Genomic DNA, 19362 nt, shown 5'->3' on the forward strand with positions numbered 1-19362 from the left:
CAGGGGAGTCGCTGCTTCTATTTTTCTTCTGTTTCCACCATCTTTATGTCCCCCAGAACAAACGTATAGAAAAACAAGCCTGCAGCCAGGACCACAGCAGCGATGATGAACGAGTAATCAAAAGAACCAGTCTTATCAACGATGTATCCGGTTAGAGCCGCCGCGATGATTCCTCCGAACAAGTTGTTGGAGAAGTTCACTATCGAACTCATCTGGGCTTGGGCGCCGGGCGGGGAAATCTTGGATGCGATGATCCAGCCAATCGGTGCAGTCGCCGATATTCCTGCCAGTCCAATCGATATATAGACCATCGATAAAACGGGGTTGGACGTTAATAAAGCTCCCAGAAAAGTAAACCCAATGCTCATTCCGGTAACGATAATGGTTTTATAGACTTTATCAGGCGGATGCCCCTTCCGGATCAGCCGGTCGGTAAGCAAACCTCCGACAGCGACACCAGAAATAGATGCGATCAGCCAGGGAACTGCAGTAAGCAGTGAGGAGGTGAGCAAATCTGTCTGAAACTCCTTTTTAAAAAAAGTAGGCAGCCACAGGAGAAGCAAATTGAACGTATATCCATATCCGGTAAAGCCAATTGTAACCCCCCACACCTTTCTGCTCGTAAAAAGCTTTTTCCACATCGGCTTGGCCCTGTTAACGGAAAGATCGGGTGAATCAGCTCCATATTTCTGAATGTAATTCACTTCTTCTTCTGAAATTTTTTTATGCCGTCCCGGTTCATCATAATAGCGCCAGAATATGACGGTAAACAAAACATTGATCACGCCAATCAGGATAAAGGCAGCCCTCCATCCGTAAAAAGTAATCATTAACGCAACCAAAGGACCTCCCAACACATTTGAAAACTTGGCTGCAGAATCAAAAAGTGAACTTGCAAGCCCCCTCTCATGGAAAGGAAACCAGTTAGCCGTTGCCTTGGAAGCAGCAGGAAAAGCAGAAGCACTCATAATCCCTGTCAAAAACCGCAGCACATACAGCAGCAGCTTGCCGCTCACAAACGCAAACAAGATGGTCAGCACACTCCAGACCGCCATCCCGATCCTCGTAATCCAGAACACCCCCCAACGGTCAAGCATCGGTCCAATCGGCAGCTGCATCATGGTGTATGCATAATTGTATATAGAAAAGACAAGTCCGATTTCAGTGGCAGAAAGATTAAAGCTCGACTGCAGTTCAGGTGCCGCCGCCGCAATAGCCACCCTGTCAAAGTAATTCAGGATGATCATCGTACATAAAAGAGAAGAAATCGCCCATCTCGTATTTTTCCCTCTCGGTCTTTGAATTTCCGCTTCATCCATTCCTGGCCCCTCCCCTTCGGTCTGTCTTACTAATTTGCCCGGACCATCTTCTGCCTACCCTTCCCATTTACCTCGATCCTCAGGATTTTATAAAAAAGAATAGAAATTGCTTTTCTTGTATAAACAAACGTAATATACTTGCTTTATTGTTTTCATGTACACCAACAGAAATGGGGTTTTAAATTGTTATTGCAGCCGCTTCTTATCTTTGTTCTTCAGATTCTGTACGTTCCGATACTGACGCTGAGGACCATTTTTCTAGTTAAAAACCAAACGAAGGCAGCCGCAGGGGTCGGTCTTCTTGAAGCAGCCATCTACATCGTTGCTCTCGGTATTGTCTTTCAGGACCTTTCGAACATTTATAATATCATCGCCTATGTACTCGGTTTCAGTGCCGGTTTATTTTTAGGCGGTATGCTGGAGCGCAGGCTTGCAATCGGCTATGTCACTTATCACGTAAACCTCAATGAGCGCTCGGATGAACTGGTGAATCTGCTTAGGAATGCCGGCTTTGGCGTTACCGTGTTTACAGGCCAGGGACTGAACTCCACCCGCTACCGTCTCGATATCGTCGCAAAACGATCCCGGGAGCAGGAACTGCTGGAAATCGTGGAGGAAATTGAACCGAAAGCCTTTATGACCTCCTATGAGCTCCGGTCCTTCAAGGGCGGATACATGGTAAACTCCATGAAAAAAAGAGCGAAGAAAATAAAGGCAGAGAAGGCGGAAAAAGGAGAATAAGAAAGCGGCCCTGTTACGGGCCGCTTTCTTATTGGCTGTTTCCCTGCCGCATCACCTGTGTGCGGCAGGATTTGTGCGTGTTCGTGCTGCTGCATATACTTTTCCAATCCATTTTTGAGTGCTTGGGCCAAGCGGAACTTCTCACGTACACCGTATCTGGCCACCGGCATGAAATTCAGCTGCCTTCTCTCATTTTGGTGACAGAAATCTTGGGCAGTAAGGCGTAATTGCTGACTTTCAGCGGTTAATTGCTGACTTTTTACTAGTAATTGCTGACTTTTTACTAGTAATTGCTGACTTTTTTCAATAATTGCGGACATTATCCTGATAATTGCTGACTTTTCATCAATAATTGCTGACTGGCTTTATAGAGACAGCCCCTTCGATGAATTTTTCAGAAATTATCACGGATTGCTTTATCCAGCAGCCCCTGGCATCGATCCAGTTCAGTTTTCAGCTGTTTCTTGTAAAGCATCGCTGCGTCAAAGTCTTTAAACTCGTAAAAGACCACCTCTTGCAGCTTCATTCCTTCCTTCTTCCTTTTCACCTGTCTTAACACTCCATCGTCGATCAATTCGTGCAGTGCTTTATAAATTTCGGAATGGTTTGGCTTATATCCGTATTGCCGGAATTCATCCCTCATTGTATCCAACAGTTTCAGGCCGTAAAGCCGCTTTTGATCTGTAAGTGTTATCATATACAATTTTAAAAAGGCCCGCTGCTTCAGCAGAAATCCGCTGCTGCTTCTAGTCTCTCTCATCCTTTTCACTCCTTTACCGCTACTTCGTGATGGGAACACCATTTCCCTTTTTTCGCTGAAAAATTGGTTCTTTCTGCATTTTGTTTATTATTTTTTATTATTATAATGTTTATTTAGAACATAGTTCAAGAAAAAAGGTTATCGCTTCCTGTTTATTTAGTTGGCATCATCTAGTTGGTTATTTAGAACATAGTTTTATTCATTCATTTTTATTTACATAACATGATTATTCCATCAAAAAAACCGCCCTCATACAAAGGCGGTTTTCTTACGTTACATTTATTCCTGCTTTCTCGAATGTTGCCATTTCCGAAAGCATTCTCACTGATCCTTTTATAATCGGATAAGCAATGGCGGCTCCGCTTCCTTCCCCAAGCCTCAGCTGCAGCTGCAGCAAAGGTTTGAGGCCCAGCCATTCCAGTGCTGTTTTGTGCCCGGGCTCTTCAGACTGATGGCCTGCGATCAAGTATCCTTTTATGTCTGGGTTAATGAGTACAGCAAGACAGGCAGCAGCTGTACAGATGAATCCATCGAGCAGGACGGGCACTCTATGCTCGGCAGCTGCGATGATGGCACCGCACATGCCCGCTATCTCCAGGCCCCCTGCTGCTGACAGCAGCTCAACCGCATTGCTGCGGTCGGGATTGTGCATGGTTAGTGCTTTTCGGATCAGGTTTGCCTTTTTTTCTTGGGCTTCTGCAGTAATACCTGTTCCCTTCCCGGTGACTTCCCCGGGATCCTTACCTGTGATTGCTGCGGTAAGAGCAGCTGCAGAGGTGGTGTTTCCTATCCCCATTTCCCCCGGGATGAGGCAGCGTACCCCTGCATCAATCAGTTCCGCGGCAAGTCTTTTACCGGTGAGGATTGCGGATTCTGCTTCTTCAGCAGTCATCGCTTTTTCCTTTAAAAAGTTTCCTGTACCGTTCCTGATCCGGCAGTTTTCAACTCCGGGATCCTGTTTTTCTTCCTTGATTCCGATATCTGCCACTTTCAGCCGGGCATCAATCATCCTTGCAAATACATTGATGGCAGCACCCCCTGCGGCAAAATTTGCAGCCATTAAAGCTGTGACTTCCGAGGGGAAAGCGGATATTCCTTCTTCTGCAATGCCATGATCAGCAGCGAAAACCAATATACCGGGCGGTTCAGCTGCCGGGAACGGATTCCCTGTAATTTCCGCTATTTTTACAGCGATGTCTTCCATCCTGCCAAGGCTCCCCGGAGGCTTGGTCAACTGATTCAGATGATCTTCTGCTTTCTTTCCTGAGGCTTTGTCTAATGGCGGGATTTCCGTCAGTAAATGATTCATTTCTGCTCCCCGCTCAATCTTGTAGAAAATGTTCCAGGGCGTAGGCAACGCCATGGTCATTGTTTGACAAGGTTTCTTTATCACACATTTTCTTCACGTCCGGGTCTGCATTGCCCATTGCAATGGAAAGGCCTGCTGCCTCAAGCATCGGCACATCGTTAAAGTTATCTCCGATCGCAACCGTATCTTCCATTGGAATTCCCAGATGAGCAGCCATGATCTCCAGCGCTTTGCCTTTATGTCCATCCGGATTCATAATTTCAAGATTAGAAGGTCCAGATGAAGTCGGTGCGATTCCCTTTATCTCTTCCAGTTTGGGCAATAGAGTGTTTTTAACGGCCGGATCAAGGGTCAGGATAAAGAATTTCTGTATGGACAGATCCTTTTTGTCCAACAGTTCATCTATATGACTTAAATGCTTGATCACCTCGTCCGCTTTCGGCTGTTCTGTGATCCGTTTGTATTCATTCTCCGGCAGGGAGTCCCGGCCATCCCATGCATCAACGGCCGCGATCGTTCGTTCCGCCCAGTCTGTCAGGACATAGATCCCTTCACTGGTGTAGATTTTGTATGGCACGTTTTTACTGTCAAGCAGTTGGGCTGCATCTTTTGCTGCTTCAGGGACTATTGATATTCTGGATAAAAGTTCTCCATTTGAGTAAACAGCTGTTCCATTGCTTCCGGCAAGGTCAAGCTGAAGGTCCGAATCGGCGAGAACAGCTTGAATATCTTCCGGTGCTCTTCCTGAGCAAATCATGATATGGTGCTCTTTTTGGGCATTTAACAGAGCATCACGGTTTTCCTTAGATATTTTGATCCGTGAAGACAGCAATGTTCCGTCCAGATCAATCGCAATCAATTTCATCAACAGTTCTCCTTTATGTACCATTGTTATGTTCCATAAATCATGATACACACAATCTGGGCATTCGTCATGCAAGAATGGGAAAAGGACCAAAAAACCGGCCCATTCTCATATGGGCCGGCTGAAATTTCAGCGGATCTGTCCATTTCCTCTTAATTTAATTTTCACTGTAGTGAGTGCCGGCAGACCCATTGGTCCTCTGGCATGGAGTTTTTGGGTGGAAATGCCGATCTCGGCACCGAATCCTAGTGCACTCCCGTCCGTAAACCTTGTAGAAGCATTGTGATAAACGGCAGCTGCGTCAACGCGGTTTAAGAATTCTTCGGCTGTCTGTTCATCTTCTGTAATAATCGCTTCCGAGTGCTTCGTTCCATATTCGTTAATGTGGCCGATAGCCTCATCCAGTCCGCTGACAACTTTCATTGCAATATCAAGGCTTAAGTATTCGTCTGTCCAATCTTTCTCTTCGGCTTTCTTAGCCCCGTCCATGTGCTGCACAGCAGTTTCATCCCCATGTACTTGAATTCCATGCGCATTAAATGCTGCGTTTAATACATCCTTGTACTTTTTCAGCCATTTTTCGTGAATGAGGAGGGTTTCTGCCGCATTACAAACAGCAGGACGGTCTGTCTTGGCATTGATCAGGATCGGCAGTGCTTTATCTGCGTCCGCATTCTCATCAATGTACAGGTGACAGTTCCCTACTCCTGTTTCTAATACCGGCACCGTTGCATTTTCTACAACCGCCTGAATCAGTGCGCCGCCTCCGCGCGGAATGAGGACATCAATGTGTTCTTTCATCGTGAACAGCTCTCTGGCAGCTTCCCGATCTGTACTGGAAATGAACTGCACAGCCTCTTCCGGCAACTTTGTATGGGTAAGCCCTTCCCTTAAAATACGGGCTATGGCCGCATTAGAATGGATTGCGGAAGAGCCGCCTTTCAAAACGATCGCGTTGCCCGATTTTATTGCAAGCCCTGCTGCATCAGCTGTGACATTAGGTCTTGCTTCATAGATCATGCCAATCACGCCAAGCGGCACAGAGACCTTTTCCGCTTCCAGTCCATTGTCGAGAATCCATTTTTCAAGGGTAACTCCAGAAGGATCCTCAAGCTCGGAAACTTGTCTCAGACCTTCCGAAAAGCCTTTTATCCTCTCTTCATCCAGCTTGAGCCGGTCCATATAGGCTTCGTCATATCCTTTAGCGCGTCCATTGTCCAGATCTTTTTCGTTTTCCTTCAATAGAAAAGCCATATTTTTTTCAAGTTCATCCGCAAGGATCAGCAATGCGTGATTTTTCTCCTCTTCTGATGCCGTCTGCATCACATATGAAGCTTGTTTTGCTTTTTTAGCCTGGGTTTCTACTGATTGACGTTCGATTACTGCAGTCATCCAATTCCTCCCGGTTTTATATCGTTGCCGGCAATGGTACATCAATCCGGCATACTAAGCCTTCGCTGTCTACAATAGCCTTTGCTTCTTCATCCAGTTCACGAAAATGCTGAAGCTGTTCTGAAGAGTAATTAATGATGCCAAGTCCGATCTCTTCTTCATTTTCATCTTTAAGCCTTACAACCGCACCGTTCTTGAAGCGGCCTGATACGCTGATGACATGTTCCGCCTGAAGCTCTCCTGTATGGGCAGTTAAGACATTTTTTGCATTCTGGTCGACCGTTACGGTTCCCTCAGGCCCCGAATTAAAGGCAATCCACTGTTTTCGTGAATCAAGAGTCTTTTCAGCCGGGGTAAAATACGTGCCACTGGCAGTCCCGTTTGCTGCATCGAGGAGAAGCCCCCTCACTCCGGCCTTCCCCAAAAAGGCATGAATGCCTGAAGCCATTGTTATTTTAAATGCTTCTATTTTCGATTTCATTCCTCCGGTGCCTGCAGCACTTCCCGGGTCACCCGCGGATGCTTCAATCTCCGGCGTGATTTCTTTTACATCCCGCACAAGCTCCGCATTTGGATTTTTCCGGGGATCTGAATCATAAAGCCCGTCAATATCTGATAGGATGATCAGCTGATCTGCATCTACTAAACCTGCAACTTTGGCTGAAAGTGTATCATTATCTCCGAACTTCAAGCGGTCTATTGTTACCGTGTCATTTTCATTTACAATCGGAATAATCCCGCGGTCCAATAGAATTTTCAAAGTGTTTCTCGCGTTTTTATACCGTTTTTCTTCCGAAAAATCGGTTCTTGTGATCAGGATTTGGGACGCAACATAGCCATGAGAGAGAAAATACTCAGAGTATGCCTCCATAAGAAGTCCCTGCCCAATTGAGGCAGCTGCCTGCTTTTCCGTAAGGGCTGTAGGTCTCTCTACACAGCCAAGCTTTCGGTATCCGGCTGCAACGGCTCCCGATGAAACCAAGAGCACCTCATGTCCTTCCTCTTTTAGCTCTACTACCTCTTCAGCGATCCGCTTTAATTTTCTTCTGCTGATTTCTCCATGAAGACTTGTTAGTGAACTGCTGCCAATTTTTATGACAATACGCTTTTTTTGTGTCAACGATGATCACTCCTCTGAATATTAGCCCGATTATTTTACCAGCATGGATTCTTCGAATTGTTCGCTGATTTCCTTTGACCGCTTTGCTGCAGATAAGATCGCCTGTTCAATCGCATATCCTCCGCCGTTGAAATTCAACGCGTCAAGTCCGGCAGCAGTCGTTCCATTAGGTGATGTCACTTTTCTCCTCAGCTCTGAAGGAGCTTCTTCTCCATTCAATATCATTTTTGCAGCACCGAGGATGGTCTGCGCTCCGGCTTTCCTAGCTGTCTGTATATCCATGCCGTTTGCACGGGCAGTCTCTTCGATGCTTTCCATTAAATAATAGAAGTAAGCCGGGCCGCTGCCGGCAATTCCAGTAAACAAATCCATTTCTTCTTCTTTAATTCTGAACACTTGTCCGACTGACGCCATCAGCTCTTCTGCAAGCCAAACGTTTTCCATGGATGCGGACGGACTTGGAGATACCCCTGTCGCAGACTCACCAATCGTACTTGAAGTATTCGGCATGACACGAATCACCTGCTGCCGGTCGTGCAGGCACGCTTCAATAAATTGGCTCGATATTCCGGCAATCACTGAAATGACTGCCTGCTCTGCTTTGATCTTTCCTTTTAAATTCACAAGGGCTTTCTGTGCGTCCTTTGGCTTCATCGCTAAGATAAAAGCGTCAATCTCGCTGTATGGGAGTTCATCCAGCAGCATTCCATTAATGCCGTAGTTCTCCTCAAGCTCCTGCAGTCTTGACTGATTGCTGCGGTTGGCAGCGTATATGTTTCTTTTCCCGACCGTTCCGGATTCTGCGATTCCGGCAATCATGGCTTCTGCCATGGAACCTGCTCCTATAAATGCAATTTTCTTTTTATCCATCATTTGCACCCCCAGTAAAGGTATCCTGTTCACTGTTCGTATTTTTGTTCGCGTTTTATTAACGTGTTCTATCGTAACATGAGGGGAGATCGTGTCAAGCGCATGCATTCCTGCTAAAATCCCGTTCTTCTATATGATAAGCTGGAGTAAGCGCTGCCAATAAAAGATTCAATTCTAAATTTTCTGAACTCTATATCCTGCTGGATCCTCCATAACCAGCAGGATGAGGCAAAAAAAAAACACGGCCGGCGGCCGTTTATTTTCAGCTATTTAAAATGATGAGCACGGATTATCGACTACTTGAAGTTCTTTTGTCTGGGCGGCCATAGGGCTCTTACAGATCGGGCAAAGCGGCTCATCACTGCTTTTAAAGTTATCCCGAACCCAGCAATTACAAGCGTTAGCTGTACAAGTCCAGATTTTGGTTTCTTTTGTAATAATTTCCTCAATCGGTTTTTTATTATACAAGTACAAAACCCTCCTTTTATACCTCTAACTAAAAAGCTACCCATAAAAGGCAGCTTTTATTACTCGCAATTTCCGCAATACGTGAGATTATGAAGCGGCTTCTTAGACTGGAGAAATAATTCTCCAAAAACCAAAACAACGAAAGCCCTGCCTCTCTTTCATCCTTGCGGCTCCTGGGCCGCGCCAGTAGGAATCAGTTGTTTGGATAAACCAAAACAATTCTTTTGTGAAAAAGGTTTCTTGTTAAGCAGATAAACTGAAGAGTAGCTCTCGGAGGATAAAAAGCGGTGAAAAAGATGTGTCTTCGTTTATAAATCAATCGTATTTCTTTACTTAACGTGTTTCTCTAGTCTATAAATTCGAGTCGATCAAAAATATTATACCTTTTTATCAAACATTTGTCAACAGGGCCGGCAGGAAGCCGGCTCCATGCTGATTACGATTTGCTGTTTACTGCTTCAACTGCTTTTTTGATCAAGTCTTCAAATCCGGCCTCTTCCAAAACGTGGATGCCTTCAGCAGTTGATCCGCCCGGAGTGGTCACCTGCTCCCTTAATGACGCAGGGCTGCCAAATTGGCTGATCATCGCAGAAGTTCCGCTGATCATTTGTTTGACGAGCCTTTCAGCTTTATCTTCCTGGATTCCATATTCAATAGCTTTAGAAGTTAAAATTTCCGCAAATAAATAAATAAAGGCAGGCGCACTTCCCGTAACAGCTGTTAACTTAAGGATTTCGTCTTCCGTACATTCCTCCGAACGGCCGATTGAATCAAGCAGCGTCTGCAGCACCCCTTCCTGAAACTCCGTCAATGGTGCAGTACCTTTGCAGTAAAGAGAGATGCTTTCTCCAATTTGCGCAGCTGTATTCGGCATGATCCAGCTGACCGCAGAATCCGGCAAGGCCTCTTCCAGAACAGATGGCCCGATACCTGCAGCGATTGTCACAATCAGCTGTTTGCTGACTGCCTTTCGCAGCTTCCCGAGGATCTCATGGTGCTCATGCGGGGGAACGGCTAGAACAACCGCATCAGCCTCATCCAGCACATCCGGCCAGTTGAGGGCAGTCTCAACATTGTATTGTTTTTTTATTCGGTCAAGCCTCATCATGTTCGTCCGGTTAGAGACGATAATACGCGCCTGTTTCTCTTCATGGCTTGACAGCAGGCCTGCAGTCATAGCCTCCGCCATCCTGCCCGCCCCGATAAATAAAATAGTAGGTTTCTTCACAATCACTGCTCCTCATAACTTTTATAGAAGGTATTATAACACGAAAGGATCAGCCCGGTTTTTAGTACAGCTATCCAAAAATGAATAGTACAGTTTTGAGCTGTTGCAGACCGAATGGCCTATCACACAAACAGCACAAACACAGCTCTTAAACCGTTCTATATAACAAACAGTTACTCACAGAACGACTGGCGTTGTGAGTAACTGCAAATCATTTGTGATTAATAAGGATATTTATAAATATAAATCGCGGCCTCTTTAAAACGACTTCCGCATAAACATTCATCTTCATTCACTGCCCTGTAAAATGCAGTTTGATCCCCTTCCCGCTATCATGTTTAGCAGAAATGAAAACCCGGAACGCTGAAGCTTTCCGGGTTTTGCTGTAAATATCGAAGGACATGAGACATAAAAACTGGTTTTTTAGGATTTGTCCGATACGCTCTCTCTTTCAATGATCTCAAACCCGGATACCATTTTCTCCTCCACAGGATTCCCTTCAATTAAGCTGACGAGAGAGGAAGCGGCCTGCTGTCCGGCTTTGTAATAATGAAAACTGACTGTCGTTAGACCAGGATGAACCATTTCAGAAATTCGATACCCTCCAAAGCCCGCGACCGATACATCCCCAGGAATCGAAAGTCCTTTTTCCTGGATTGCCTTCATCGCTCCGAGGGCCATGTTGTCAGTAGCACAGATGATGGCATCTGGAATTTCGCCTTCGAGGGTTTTTTCTGTGAGTTTCTTCGCCTGCTGCATGGAAAAGTCCCCTTCAGCGAATTTCAGCTCGTGAGATCCTCCATCTTCCAAAGCCTTAGCAAAGCCCTCTCTCCTCATTTTACCTACCGCTTCATCTTTTTCGCTTACACCTATGTATAAAATATTCCGATGGCCTTTTTGATAGATAAAACTGCCGAGGCCGTAGCCCGCTTCATAATCAGCGTGAACAAGACAATGCAGTTCTTTGCTTTCCTGGCCTATGACAACTGCCGGCATGCCAGTGTCACGGAAAGCGTCTGTATGTTTTTCGCTCAGCTGTGCAGCCATCAGCAATACTCCGGCCACCTTTTGCCGGGAAAATGCAAAAACATTTTCGATTTCCCTCTCAGGAATTCTGTCTGTATTCGCAACCAGCATCTGAAAGCCAAGTTCTTTCAATTTTTCATCTATGCCCATCAATGTTTTGGTCATGGTATACGAATCAAGCCTTGGGATAATGACTCCAACAAAATTTGTTTGTTTCAATTTAAGGCTTTGGGCAAAAGTGTTCGGTTCAAATTTTGTTTCTTTTATCGCCATTTCAATTTTTGCAGAAGCCGCTGTACTCACATATCCTCCGTTCAGGTAACGCGAAACTGTACTTTTAGATACCTTCGCCATCGCAGCAATGTCCGAAATAGTGGTCTTCACCCATACCCCTCCCCTCTTTACCTGTAAATAAGCATCATTTATTATAGTGATGTATTTTAACGTGTTCCATTGAAAAAGACAAGTTCATCACTTGTCCAAGTTAACATAACAAAATTATATGTATCTACACTTTTACGAGCTTATATCCTGATTTGTCCCACACGTATTGAATTCCCTGTTTAAAGGATGAAAAGGATTTAAGTGAAAGCCCGTATCCTTTTATAGTAATCTGTCGAGCCATATCGGGCTTGAGCCCTACACAGATGGCTTCCGTTCCCATCAGTTCCAGCGCTTTTACGAGCTGCTCGAGTTTATGGGTGACCGCTTCATCAGGGACTGCATACATTTCCGAAAAATCAAAGAGAATATGCTCCGCTTTATGATCGGCGGCAAACATCAGAATTTTCTCCGTCATGTATTCCACCCGCTGCTCGGATAAAAAACCGGTAACCGCAGCAAGAAAAGTATGATCAAGCATCGTGCCGATGATTGGTGTGTATAATTCTTCCATCAGTTTTCTGCCACTCTGCAATTCTTTTTCGTAACCGGTTACATCCTTCCATGTCAAGATGTAGCCTCTGTCATGAGGCAGTCTGTCGAGCACAATCTGAGCAGAAAAAGTTTGGAAAAGCTGAATGGCCGATATGTATGGGAGTGGACTTTCTTCGATTTTCTTTATTTGCTCTTTCTTATGGAAGGACCTTAAATTCATTCCGATCAGCTCCCCGCTGTCTGAAAGGCCAATGTGGGGTACGACGGTATTCAGCAAATCGCGTGCCGTATGATTGAACCATTTGATATTCAGTTCCAGATCGGTAAGAATAACTGACTCTCCCACTGTATTGAGCAATTCAGCCGGCTTTATCCCGTCTAAAAACCCCGACTGTTTCTCCAACCGGTTCTCCCTCGCTTTCCCATGCTTCTGGATTAGATTTCTTTAAAATAATCTTTATAAAAGCCGCTTACTTTTCCGGAATTGTCGGTTACAAAGTAAAATTCTTCCGTTTCATTTTTGACATCGTAGGTTTTCCCCTCTGTCAAAGCACGGTTCACGATATACTTTGCAGCATTCGTATGGATACACCTTACCTGTTTAATTGTTTTTTTATCCTGCCAATGTAAATGATTCATCTCGATTGCTCCTTTTTTGGTATCCCTACCTATTTTATCTTATGTTAGCTGCTGTGCAAACCAATAAACTAAAACTCAGCATAAATAGCTGTCATATCATCATGGTGCAGACGATTGGTGTATTCATGAAAACGAAGTGCTTGAGCGTATGCTTCCAGACCAACGGATTTAATTTCTTTGTAAGAATCCGTCAGATCCATTTCAGGATGAAAAAAACCATCACTGATCAGTAGGAAACTTTTTGTATTTTTAATGCTGAACGCACCTTCCTGAACAAAGCTCCGCAGCTCCTGATCGCCGTTCACTACCGAGTAGCCGGCTGGCCGGTTGGCAAGGGAGCGGTTAAACTTCATTCTTTCCGCAGGATCATCATAAAAGCTTTCATCCTGTGAAAGCAGCCCCTTCTCTCTCAAGCTTTTCCTGAATTCGATGGCTCTCTCTGATATCCCCTGAACCGAATTGACTGTTACCTGATGGATGACCCCTTCATCATCTTCTCTCAAAATCATACAGTCTCCGCATTGCACATACTCAGCCTGGTCTCCGGAAATTCTTACGGCGGCTGCACACGAAGACCATCGGTAATGTCTTTCCTCCAGATCCACTCCCGCCTCCATCATGGCTGTTAATAGTGAAGTGTTGGCAGCAAATAGCCATTCTGATAAAGGATCGCTCTTTTGGAATGCATGAAGAGAAGCAGCGAGCATACGGGATGCAAGATAGGCTCCATTATGCCCGCCTGACCAGACCTCTCCGTTCAGGGGGGTCACCCCATCAAATACACCGAATGAACAAAGGTCCTCTGAGAGACAGAAAGCATCTTCTATTTCTTTTTTATGGGGGCTTTTATGAGCGAGTACAGAGATATGAATAGTCTCCCCTCCTATAAACGCTTTTCTACAGTATAGCACAGCAGGGAATTGCGGTGAATGCAGGAGCTGTCTACTGAATAATGTAAATGGAACAGGAAAAGCAAGGAGGGATGACAGCCAGTGAAGACAGAAAGCCCTTATTTAGCTCCCGTCCGGAAGTGGTGCAGAGAAATCTCTGATTCGTGGGATTCTGTCCGTACTTTTGGAGAGCTCGGAGCATATCCGGAGGAGTGGCAGCATTGGGAGGAACGATTTCGAAGGCTCATCGATCAATGTGAAGATCCATCCTCTGCCATTCCGGTGCAAGTGATGTACAGCGAGGCAAATGAACTATTTTCCCTGTTAGTCGCATACAAGGAACAGACTGAAGCGAACGGCGGTTCTCCGGACAGAAAATTTCGTGCCGTACCGGTCGGAAAACATACGCTCCCTCCACTCCCTTATTCTTACAATGCGCTCGAGCCTTACATCCCGGAGGAAATCATGAGGCTTCATCACCTTAAGCATCACCAAAGCTATGTAAACGGGCTGAACAAAGCGGAAGAAGAGATGCAAAAAGCAAGAGAATTGAACGATTTTACGCTAATTAAGCATTGGGAGAGAGAAGCTGCCTTTCACGGGGCAGGCCATTACCTCCATACTCTGTTCTGGACCATCATGTCTCCGAATGGCGGAGGACAGCCTAAAGGTCCTTTGCTTGATGCAATAAACGAATATTTTGGAAGCTTCGAAGCTTTTAAAAGACATTTTTCCCAGGCAGCCATAAACGTAGAAGGGTCCGGCTGGGCACTGCTTGTCTGGTCTCCGAGAGCGGGACGGCTTGAAGTCCTGAATGCTGAGAAGCATCAGAATCTAACCCAATGGGAATCCATTCCCCTTCTCGTGCTCGATATGTGGGAGCATGCCTATTATTTAAAATACAAAAATGATCGAAACGCCTATGTAGAAGCCTGGTGGAAGGTTGTTTTCTGGCCAGAAGCAGAAAAACGTTTTTCCCTTGCCAAAAAACTTCAATGGACACCTTATTAATACCGTGGTCCGCTTTAAGGATCCGGCCGTCTTCTCAGTTGAAGACGGCCGGATTCTGTTTATCAGTTTTTATTTTTTCAGTCCGGCAAGATGTGTATTCAGATTGACTACCGCATCAAGCCACTCATTTAAAACAGGATACACCTGTTCAGCACCGGATTCCATCCGGCGGGTGACGATCCTGCCCGCTGCATTTCTGAACGATTGCATCGTCATGTTCAAGTAGACAGCCGGCCAGCTGTTATTCAGTAGTTGTTCCAGCAGCCCGGTTAAATGATCTGAATGGACAGGCTGAAAATCAGTAAAATAGGAGAACAGCATCTGAAACAAGGCCTCGTTTTCCTCTGTGTGTTCCAAGTACGCTGAAAATTCATGGCTGCTCCTTTTTTCCAATTCCTCTTTCCAAAGCAAGCGGATGGCTTCTTTCTCTTCCAAAGCTGACTGTATAATCGCTTGAATCATGTCCGTCCTCCGTCCATTAATCTCCTGTTTTGCTCGTGCCTCTTCTAATATAGCATGCACGGAACGGCTCCAAAAATAGAAAAAGACCTATCCTTAAAAATCGGATAGGTCTTTCTCCGCAAGCTTCCCGTTATCCTTCAAGAAGAAGAGACTCAGGATCTTCAAGCAAATCTTTCACAGCTGCAAGGAAGCTGACTGCCTCTTTTCCATCAACAATACGGTGATCATAGGATAATGCGATATACATCATTGGGCGGTTTTCCATTCTTTCCTGATCCAGTGCGATCGGACGCCATTGAATTTTATGCATTCCCAGAATTCCAACCTGTGGAGCATTTAGGATAGGTGTGGACATAAGGGAACCAAAAACACCGCCGTTCGTGATCGTGAAGGTGCCGCCCTGCAGTTCGTTCAGGCTAAGCTTGTTGTCCTTCGCTTTTTTAGCGAGATTGGAGATTTCTCCCTCGATCCCGGCAAAGCTCAGACGGTCTGCATCGCGTACAACCGGAACGACCAGTCCGTCCGGAGCTGCTACCGCGATTCCGATATCATAGAATTTTTTAAGCACAAGTTCTGTGCCTTGAATTTCCGCATTGAGGAGCGGGAATTGTTTTAAAGCTGCAACCACGGCTTTGGTGAAGAAAGACATAAAACCAAGGCGTACGTCATGCTGTTCATAGAATTTATCCTTACGGCGTTTGCGGACATCCATTACAGCTGTCATGTCCACTTCATTGAATGTAGTAAGCATTGCAGCAGTCTGCTGAACTTCAACCAGACGGTTCGCGATGGTTTGTCTGCGGCGGGACATTTTAATGCGTTCCACCGGTTTTGCAGGATTATCAGCTTGCGGCTGAGGTGTTTTTTCAGCAGGCTTTGCCGCTGCCTGGGACTTTGGCTGGCTGCTGTGATTTTCAATGTCATGCTTCCGAACACGGCCAAGAGGGTCTGCTGCCTGTACAGAGCTCAGGTCAATCCCTTTTTCCCTTGCCAGTTTTCTCGCTGCAGGTGAAGCGACAGTGCGGTTTTTCCCTTCTGCTGCCGGCTCTTCATTCTCCCTCGCAGGAATATGATCTGTTTTCGGCTCTTCTTTTTTGGATTCTTCTTTAACCGGTGTCGGCTCTACGGACTTTTCCTTTGTTTCTGCACCTGAGTTTTGTCCGCCGTCTGATTGATTTTTTTCATCAATCGTTCCGATGATCTCCCCCACCTGTACAGTGTCCCCTGCGTCCTTGAGCACTTCCTTCAAAACTCCGGACTGTTCGGCAGTCAGCTCAACGTTTACCTTGTCGGTTTCCAGTTCAAGCAGGTATTCCCCCTGCTCAACGAAATCACCAGGCTGCTTCAGCCACTGGGCAATTGTCCCCTCAGAGATTGATTCTGCAAGTTCCGGTACTTTAATTTCAGCCATGATCATTTCCCCCTTAGTTTCGTGTGGTCGCTTCTGTTATGATACGCTCCTGGTCTTTCTTATGAACGGTCGGATCTCCTTCGGCCGTACTGGATCTTCTGTTTCTGCCGATATAAGTTACCGCTGCTCCATCAGGTGCCGATTCACGGAGCTTTGGTTCAATATATGTCCAGGATCCCATATTCTCCGGTTCTTCCTGGACCCAAATGATTTCTTTCAGGCTGCTGTATCTGGAGAAGATCTCCCGAATCTCTTTTTCCGGATATGGATAAAGCTCTTCCACCCGCAGAATATGAAGCCAGTCAAGGTTCTCTTCGCTTTGACGGACCTTATCGGAAAGATCGATTGCAACTTTTCCGCTGCATAGCACGATTCTCGTTACAGATTCAGCATTGGCACCAAGTCCAGACTGCTCAAGCACTTTTTTGAAGGATCCGCTGCTCAGCTCCTGAACATCAGATACTGTATTCGGGTTGCGGAGCAGGCTCTTAGGCGTCATGATGACGAGAGGTCTCGCTTCTTCCATCGTCAGGACTTTCGCCTGTCTTCTTAAAATATGGAAGTATTGCGCGGCGCTTGTCAGGTTTGCCACAGTCCAGTTATTCTCTGCAGCAAGCTGGAGGTAGCGCTCGAGCCTTCCGCTTGAATGCTCAGGTCCCTGTCCTTCATACCCATGAGGAAGGAGCATAACAAGTCCTGACTTTTGGCCCCATTTCGCTCTGCCGGCTGAGATAAACTGGTCGAAGAACACCTGTGCAGCATTGGCAAAATCTCCGTACTGGGCTTCCCAGAGAACGAGCGTTTCCGGTGAGAACACATTATAGCCGTACTCAAAGCCGATAACCGATCCTTCTGAAAGCGGACTGTTATGGACGGCAAACGATGCTTTTGACTGGTCCAGCTGGTGAAGAGGAGAATACACCTTGCCGGTTTCGCTGTCATGAAGCACTAGATTGCGCTGGGCAAACGTTCCGCGCTCGGAATCCTGACCGGATAAACGGATCGGAGTCCCTTCCAGAAGAATCGAACCGAATGCAAGTGCTTCAGCGAGTCCCCATTCCACTTTATGGTCTTCTTCCAGCACATTTGAGCGGCGCTCAAGGATGCGCTGCAGCTTGCCGAATACTTTAAAGCCTTCAGGCCACTGGACAAGTGCCCGGTTGATCATCCGGATCTGGCTGATATCAACGGCAGTGCTGATTTCAGGGAATCCGTGTGAAATGGATTCCGGGAGCTGGATTTCATGGACGGATGCAAGTTTCTTATCCGGAACCTTTTTATAGGCTGTTTCGAATTTGTTCTGGACCTCTTCTTCAAGGGTATTCACTTCATCCTCTGTAAGGACCTTCTTATCAATCAGAGCTGAAGAGTAAATGGATTTGACTGTCTCATGCTTTTTGATTTTCTCATACAGCTGAGGCTGGGTCGTCATCGGCTCGTCCATCTCGTTGTGTCCGAAACGGCGGTAGCCGATCAGGTCGATCAGGAAATCCTTTTTGAAGATCCGTCTGTATTCTGATGCAAGATACGCAGCTGCGAGACATGCTTCGGGATCATCCGCGTTTACATGGATAATCGGAATCTCGTATCCTTTTGCCAGATCACTCGCATAGCGGGTGGAACGGCTGTCCGCACTCTCTGTCGTAAAGCCGATCATATTGTTCGCGATGACATGAATCGTCCCCCCGGTCTGATAGCCCTTGAGCTGGCTGAGGTTCAGCGTTTCGGCGACGATTCCCTCTCCAGGGAATGCTGCGTCACCATGAATCAGAATCGCAAGAGCCCGGTCGGTATCGATTTCCGGAAATCCGCTCACTTCCCTGTTTTCCTGTGCAGCTCGGGTATATCCCTCTACGATCGGGTCGATGTACTCAAGGTGGCTCGGGTTATTCGCAAGAGTAATGCGGGCCCGGGTCATGTTCTCATCTTTGATCTGCCTGTCGGCACCGAGGTGGTATTTTACATCCCCGCTCCAGCCGTAATTGATCCCCGTCGATCCTTCGGAAGGAACCAGGTCTTTGTTCGGCGCGTGCTGGAACTCAGAGAAAATAATTTCGTAAGGCTTCCCAAGCACATGGGCAAGGACGTTCAGACGGCCCCTGTGTGCCATCCCGATGTTTACAGTCTTCGTCCCGTATTCGACTGAATTCTGAATCATCTCATCAAGAACCGGAACAAGCATGTCGAGTCCTTCGATGGAGAAACGCTTCTGTCCAACAAATGTTTTATGAAGATACTTTTCGAAGCCATCCACTTCAAAAAGCCTTTTCAGCAGTGCTTTTCTTTTTTCTTTTGAATGCTCTTTAAATAAGTCTCCCGTTTCTACCATCCGTTTCAGCCAGTTCTTTTCTTCAAAGCGGTGGACATGGTCGAACTCGAAAGACAGCGATTTTTTGTAGCTCTCCTTCAGGTGCAGAATGGCGTCATATCCGTTTTTTACGGACGGCGGTGCATCCTCGCACAGTACAGAAGAGGGAATTTCTTTTAAATCTTCTTCGGTCAGACCATACGCTTCCATACTGAGCAGGTCCTGTCTGTCTCCAAACCCTTCAACCGGATAAATGGAGGCGTTTAAATGTCCATACGTGCGAATATCCTCAGCCAATTTTACAGCTGAAGCTACTTTTACAATCTTTTCCGGACCGAAGTCCGCAATGGAAGCTGAAGCAGCTGGCTGAACTGCGGCTCCCGCAGCAGGCGGTTTGCCCAGTTCTTTGAAAAGCTCCTGTAACTCGGCGTCTACCGATTCAGGGTCCTCAGAAAATTGATCATACATGTCCATGACATAGCCAAGGTTAGGGCCATGGAAGTCTTCCCATGAAACGCTGAGCTTTGACTTGGTTTGTGGCATTCACACTACCCCCAACTAATAATTACCAAATGTAAATACAAGGATATTATATTGGTATATAAAAAGATTGACCGCGTCTTATACAGAAACTTTAAAACGCTTCCATAGATATTTTAACACTCCC

The 19362-nt window shown here is 46.1% G+C and carries 18 protein-coding genes; 2 read left to right on the top strand and 16 right to left on the bottom strand.

Annotation, left to right across the window (positions count from 1 at the left end):
* Positions 1-17: 17 nt before the first annotated feature.
* Entirely contained in the window at positions 18-1319 is a 1302-nt protein-coding gene (locus GKZ89_RS00990; RefSeq protein WP_155110517.1) for an MFS transporter, read from the bottom strand.
* A gap of 183 nt (positions 1320-1502) precedes the next feature.
* On the opposite strand from GKZ89_RS00990, the gene GKZ89_RS00995 reads away from it, so the two are divergent.
* On the top strand, positions 1503-2060 hold the full coding sequence (locus tag GKZ89_RS00995; protein ID WP_155110518.1) for a DUF2179 domain-containing protein: 558 nt from the start codon (positions 1503-1505) through the stop codon (positions 2058-2060).
* A 394-nt stretch (positions 2061-2454) separates the two neighbouring features.
* On the opposite strand, the gene GKZ89_RS01000 is transcribed toward GKZ89_RS00995, so the two are convergent.
* The 12 genes from GKZ89_RS01000 to GKZ89_RS01055 form a co-directional block, all read right to left on the bottom strand.
* On the bottom strand, positions 2455-2820 hold the full coding sequence (locus GKZ89_RS01000) for a replication termination protein (protein ID WP_155110519.1): 366 nt from the start codon (positions 2818-2820) through the stop codon (positions 2455-2457).
* Between the two features lie 268 nt (positions 2821-3088).
* Positions 3089-4129 carry a nicotinate-nucleotide--dimethylbenzimidazole phosphoribosyltransferase gene (cobT, locus tag GKZ89_RS01005; RefSeq protein ID WP_155110520.1) on the bottom strand — a complete coding sequence of 347 codons (1041 nt, stop codon included), beginning with the start codon at positions 4127-4129 and terminating at the stop codon, positions 3089-3091.
* 13 nt (positions 4130-4142) lie between these two features.
* Entirely contained in the window at positions 4143-4994 is an 852-nt protein-coding gene (locus tag GKZ89_RS01010; RefSeq protein ID WP_162356330.1) for a Cof-type HAD-IIB family hydrolase, read from the bottom strand.
* Positions 4995-5123: 129 nt separating this feature from the next.
* The gene (locus GKZ89_RS01015) at positions 5124-6386 is read right to left on the bottom strand and encodes a glutamate-5-semialdehyde dehydrogenase (RefSeq protein WP_155110522.1); all 1263 of its coding nucleotides are present in this window, start codon (positions 6384-6386) and stop codon (positions 5124-5126) included.
* A 16-nt stretch (positions 6387-6402) separates the two neighbouring features.
* Entirely contained in the window at positions 6403-7506 is a 1104-nt protein-coding gene (gene proB, locus GKZ89_RS01020) for a glutamate 5-kinase (protein ID WP_155110523.1), read from the bottom strand.
* A gap of 30 nt (positions 7507-7536) precedes the next feature.
* Entirely contained in the window at positions 7537-8379 is an 843-nt protein-coding gene (gene proC / locus GKZ89_RS01025; RefSeq protein ID WP_164502871.1) for a pyrroline-5-carboxylate reductase, read from the bottom strand.
* Positions 8380-8646: 267 nt separating this feature from the next.
* Positions 8647-8850 carry a cold-shock protein gene (locus GKZ89_RS01030; protein WP_338324869.1) on the bottom strand — a complete coding sequence of 68 codons (204 nt, stop codon included), beginning with the start codon at positions 8848-8850 and terminating at the stop codon, positions 8647-8649.
* Positions 8851-9280: 430 nt separating this feature from the next.
* Entirely contained in the window at positions 9281-10075 is a 795-nt protein-coding gene (proC, locus tag GKZ89_RS01035) for a pyrroline-5-carboxylate reductase (RefSeq protein WP_162356434.1), read from the bottom strand.
* A 420-nt stretch (positions 10076-10495) separates the two neighbouring features.
* Positions 10496-11482, bottom strand: a complete 987-nt coding sequence (locus tag GKZ89_RS01040) for a LacI family DNA-binding transcriptional regulator (RefSeq protein ID WP_338324870.1) — start codon at positions 11480-11482, stop codon at positions 10496-10498.
* A gap of 124 nt (positions 11483-11606) precedes the next feature.
* Positions 11607-12377, bottom strand: coding sequence for an STAS domain-containing protein (locus GKZ89_RS01045; protein ID WP_155110526.1), 771 nt, complete (start codon positions 12375-12377; stop codon positions 11607-11609).
* Positions 12378-12409: 32 nt separating this feature from the next.
* Positions 12410-12613 (bottom strand): DUF6501 family protein, encoded by a 204-nt coding sequence (locus GKZ89_RS01050; RefSeq protein ID WP_155110527.1) that lies wholly within the window; start codon positions 12611-12613, stop codon positions 12410-12412.
* A 68-nt stretch (positions 12614-12681) separates the two neighbouring features.
* On the bottom strand, positions 12682-13383 hold the full coding sequence (locus tag GKZ89_RS01055; RefSeq protein WP_162356332.1) for a protein phosphatase 2C domain-containing protein: 702 nt from the start codon (positions 13381-13383) through the stop codon (positions 12682-12684).
* Between the two features lie 222 nt (positions 13384-13605).
* On the opposite strand from GKZ89_RS01055, the gene GKZ89_RS01060 reads away from it, so the two are divergent.
* Positions 13606-14514 (top strand): superoxide dismutase, encoded by a 909-nt coding sequence (locus tag GKZ89_RS01060; protein ID WP_338324871.1) that lies wholly within the window; start codon positions 13606-13608, stop codon positions 14512-14514.
* Positions 14515-14583: 69 nt separating this feature from the next.
* Here the strand turns inward: GKZ89_RS01060 and GKZ89_RS01065 are convergent, their stop codons facing one another.
* The 3 genes from GKZ89_RS01065 to sucA form a co-directional block, all read right to left on the bottom strand.
* Positions 14584-14976, bottom strand: a complete 393-nt coding sequence (locus GKZ89_RS01065; protein WP_155110529.1) for a hypothetical protein — start codon at positions 14974-14976, stop codon at positions 14584-14586.
* A gap of 130 nt (positions 14977-15106) precedes the next feature.
* A complete protein-coding gene (odhB, locus tag GKZ89_RS01070) occupies positions 15107-16387 on the bottom strand; it encodes a 2-oxoglutarate dehydrogenase complex dihydrolipoyllysine-residue succinyltransferase (RefSeq protein WP_155110530.1) in 1281 nt (426 codons plus the stop codon).
* A 13-nt stretch (positions 16388-16400) separates the two neighbouring features.
* A complete protein-coding gene (gene sucA / locus GKZ89_RS01075) occupies positions 16401-19238 on the bottom strand; it encodes a 2-oxoglutarate dehydrogenase E1 component (RefSeq protein WP_155110531.1) in 2838 nt (945 codons plus the stop codon).
* Positions 19239-19362: the final 124 nt, after the last annotated feature.

It is taken from the genome of Metabacillus mangrovi, from assembly GCF_009711125.1.
GTDB classification, from domain to species: Bacteria; Bacillota; Bacilli; order Bacillales; family Bacillaceae; genus Metabacillus_B; species Metabacillus_B mangrovi.

Bases quoted from the DNA above. Each gene is read 5' to 3' on its own strand.
- GKZ89_RS00990 (WP_155110517.1), bottom strand. From the start codon at position 1,319: ATGGATGAAGCGGAAATTCAAAGACCGAGAGGGAAAAATACGAGATGG.
- GKZ89_RS01000 (WP_155110519.1), bottom strand. From the start codon at position 2,820: ATGAGAGAGACTAGAAGCAGCAGCGGATTTCTGCTGAAGCAGCGGGCC.
- cobT (WP_155110520.1), bottom strand. From the start codon at position 4,129: ATGAATCATTTACTGACGGAAATCCCGCCATTAGACAAAGCCTCAGGA.
- GKZ89_RS01010 (WP_162356330.1), bottom strand. From the start codon at position 4,994: ATGAAATTGATTGCGATTGATCTGGACGGAACATTGCTGTCTTCACGG.
- GKZ89_RS01015 (WP_155110522.1), bottom strand. From the start codon at position 6,386: ATGACTGCAGTAATCGAACGTCAATCAGTAGAAACCCAGGCTAAAAAA.
- proC (WP_164502871.1), bottom strand. From the start codon at position 8,379: ATGATGGATAAAAAGAAAATTGCATTTATAGGAGCAGGTTCCATGGCA.
- GKZ89_RS01050 (WP_155110527.1), bottom strand. From the start codon at position 12,613: ATGAATCATTTACATTGGCAGGATAAAAAAACAATTAAACAGGTAAGG.
- GKZ89_RS01065 (WP_155110529.1), bottom strand. From the start codon at position 14,976: ATGATTCAAGCGATTATACAGTCAGCTTTGGAAGAGAAAGAAGCCATC.
- odhB (WP_155110530.1), bottom strand. From the start codon at position 16,387: ATGGCTGAAATTAAAGTACCGGAACTTGCAGAATCAATCTCTGAGGGG.
- sucA (WP_155110531.1), bottom strand. From the start codon at position 19,238: ATGCCACAAACCAAGTCAAAGCTCAGCGTTTCATGGGAAGACTTCCAT.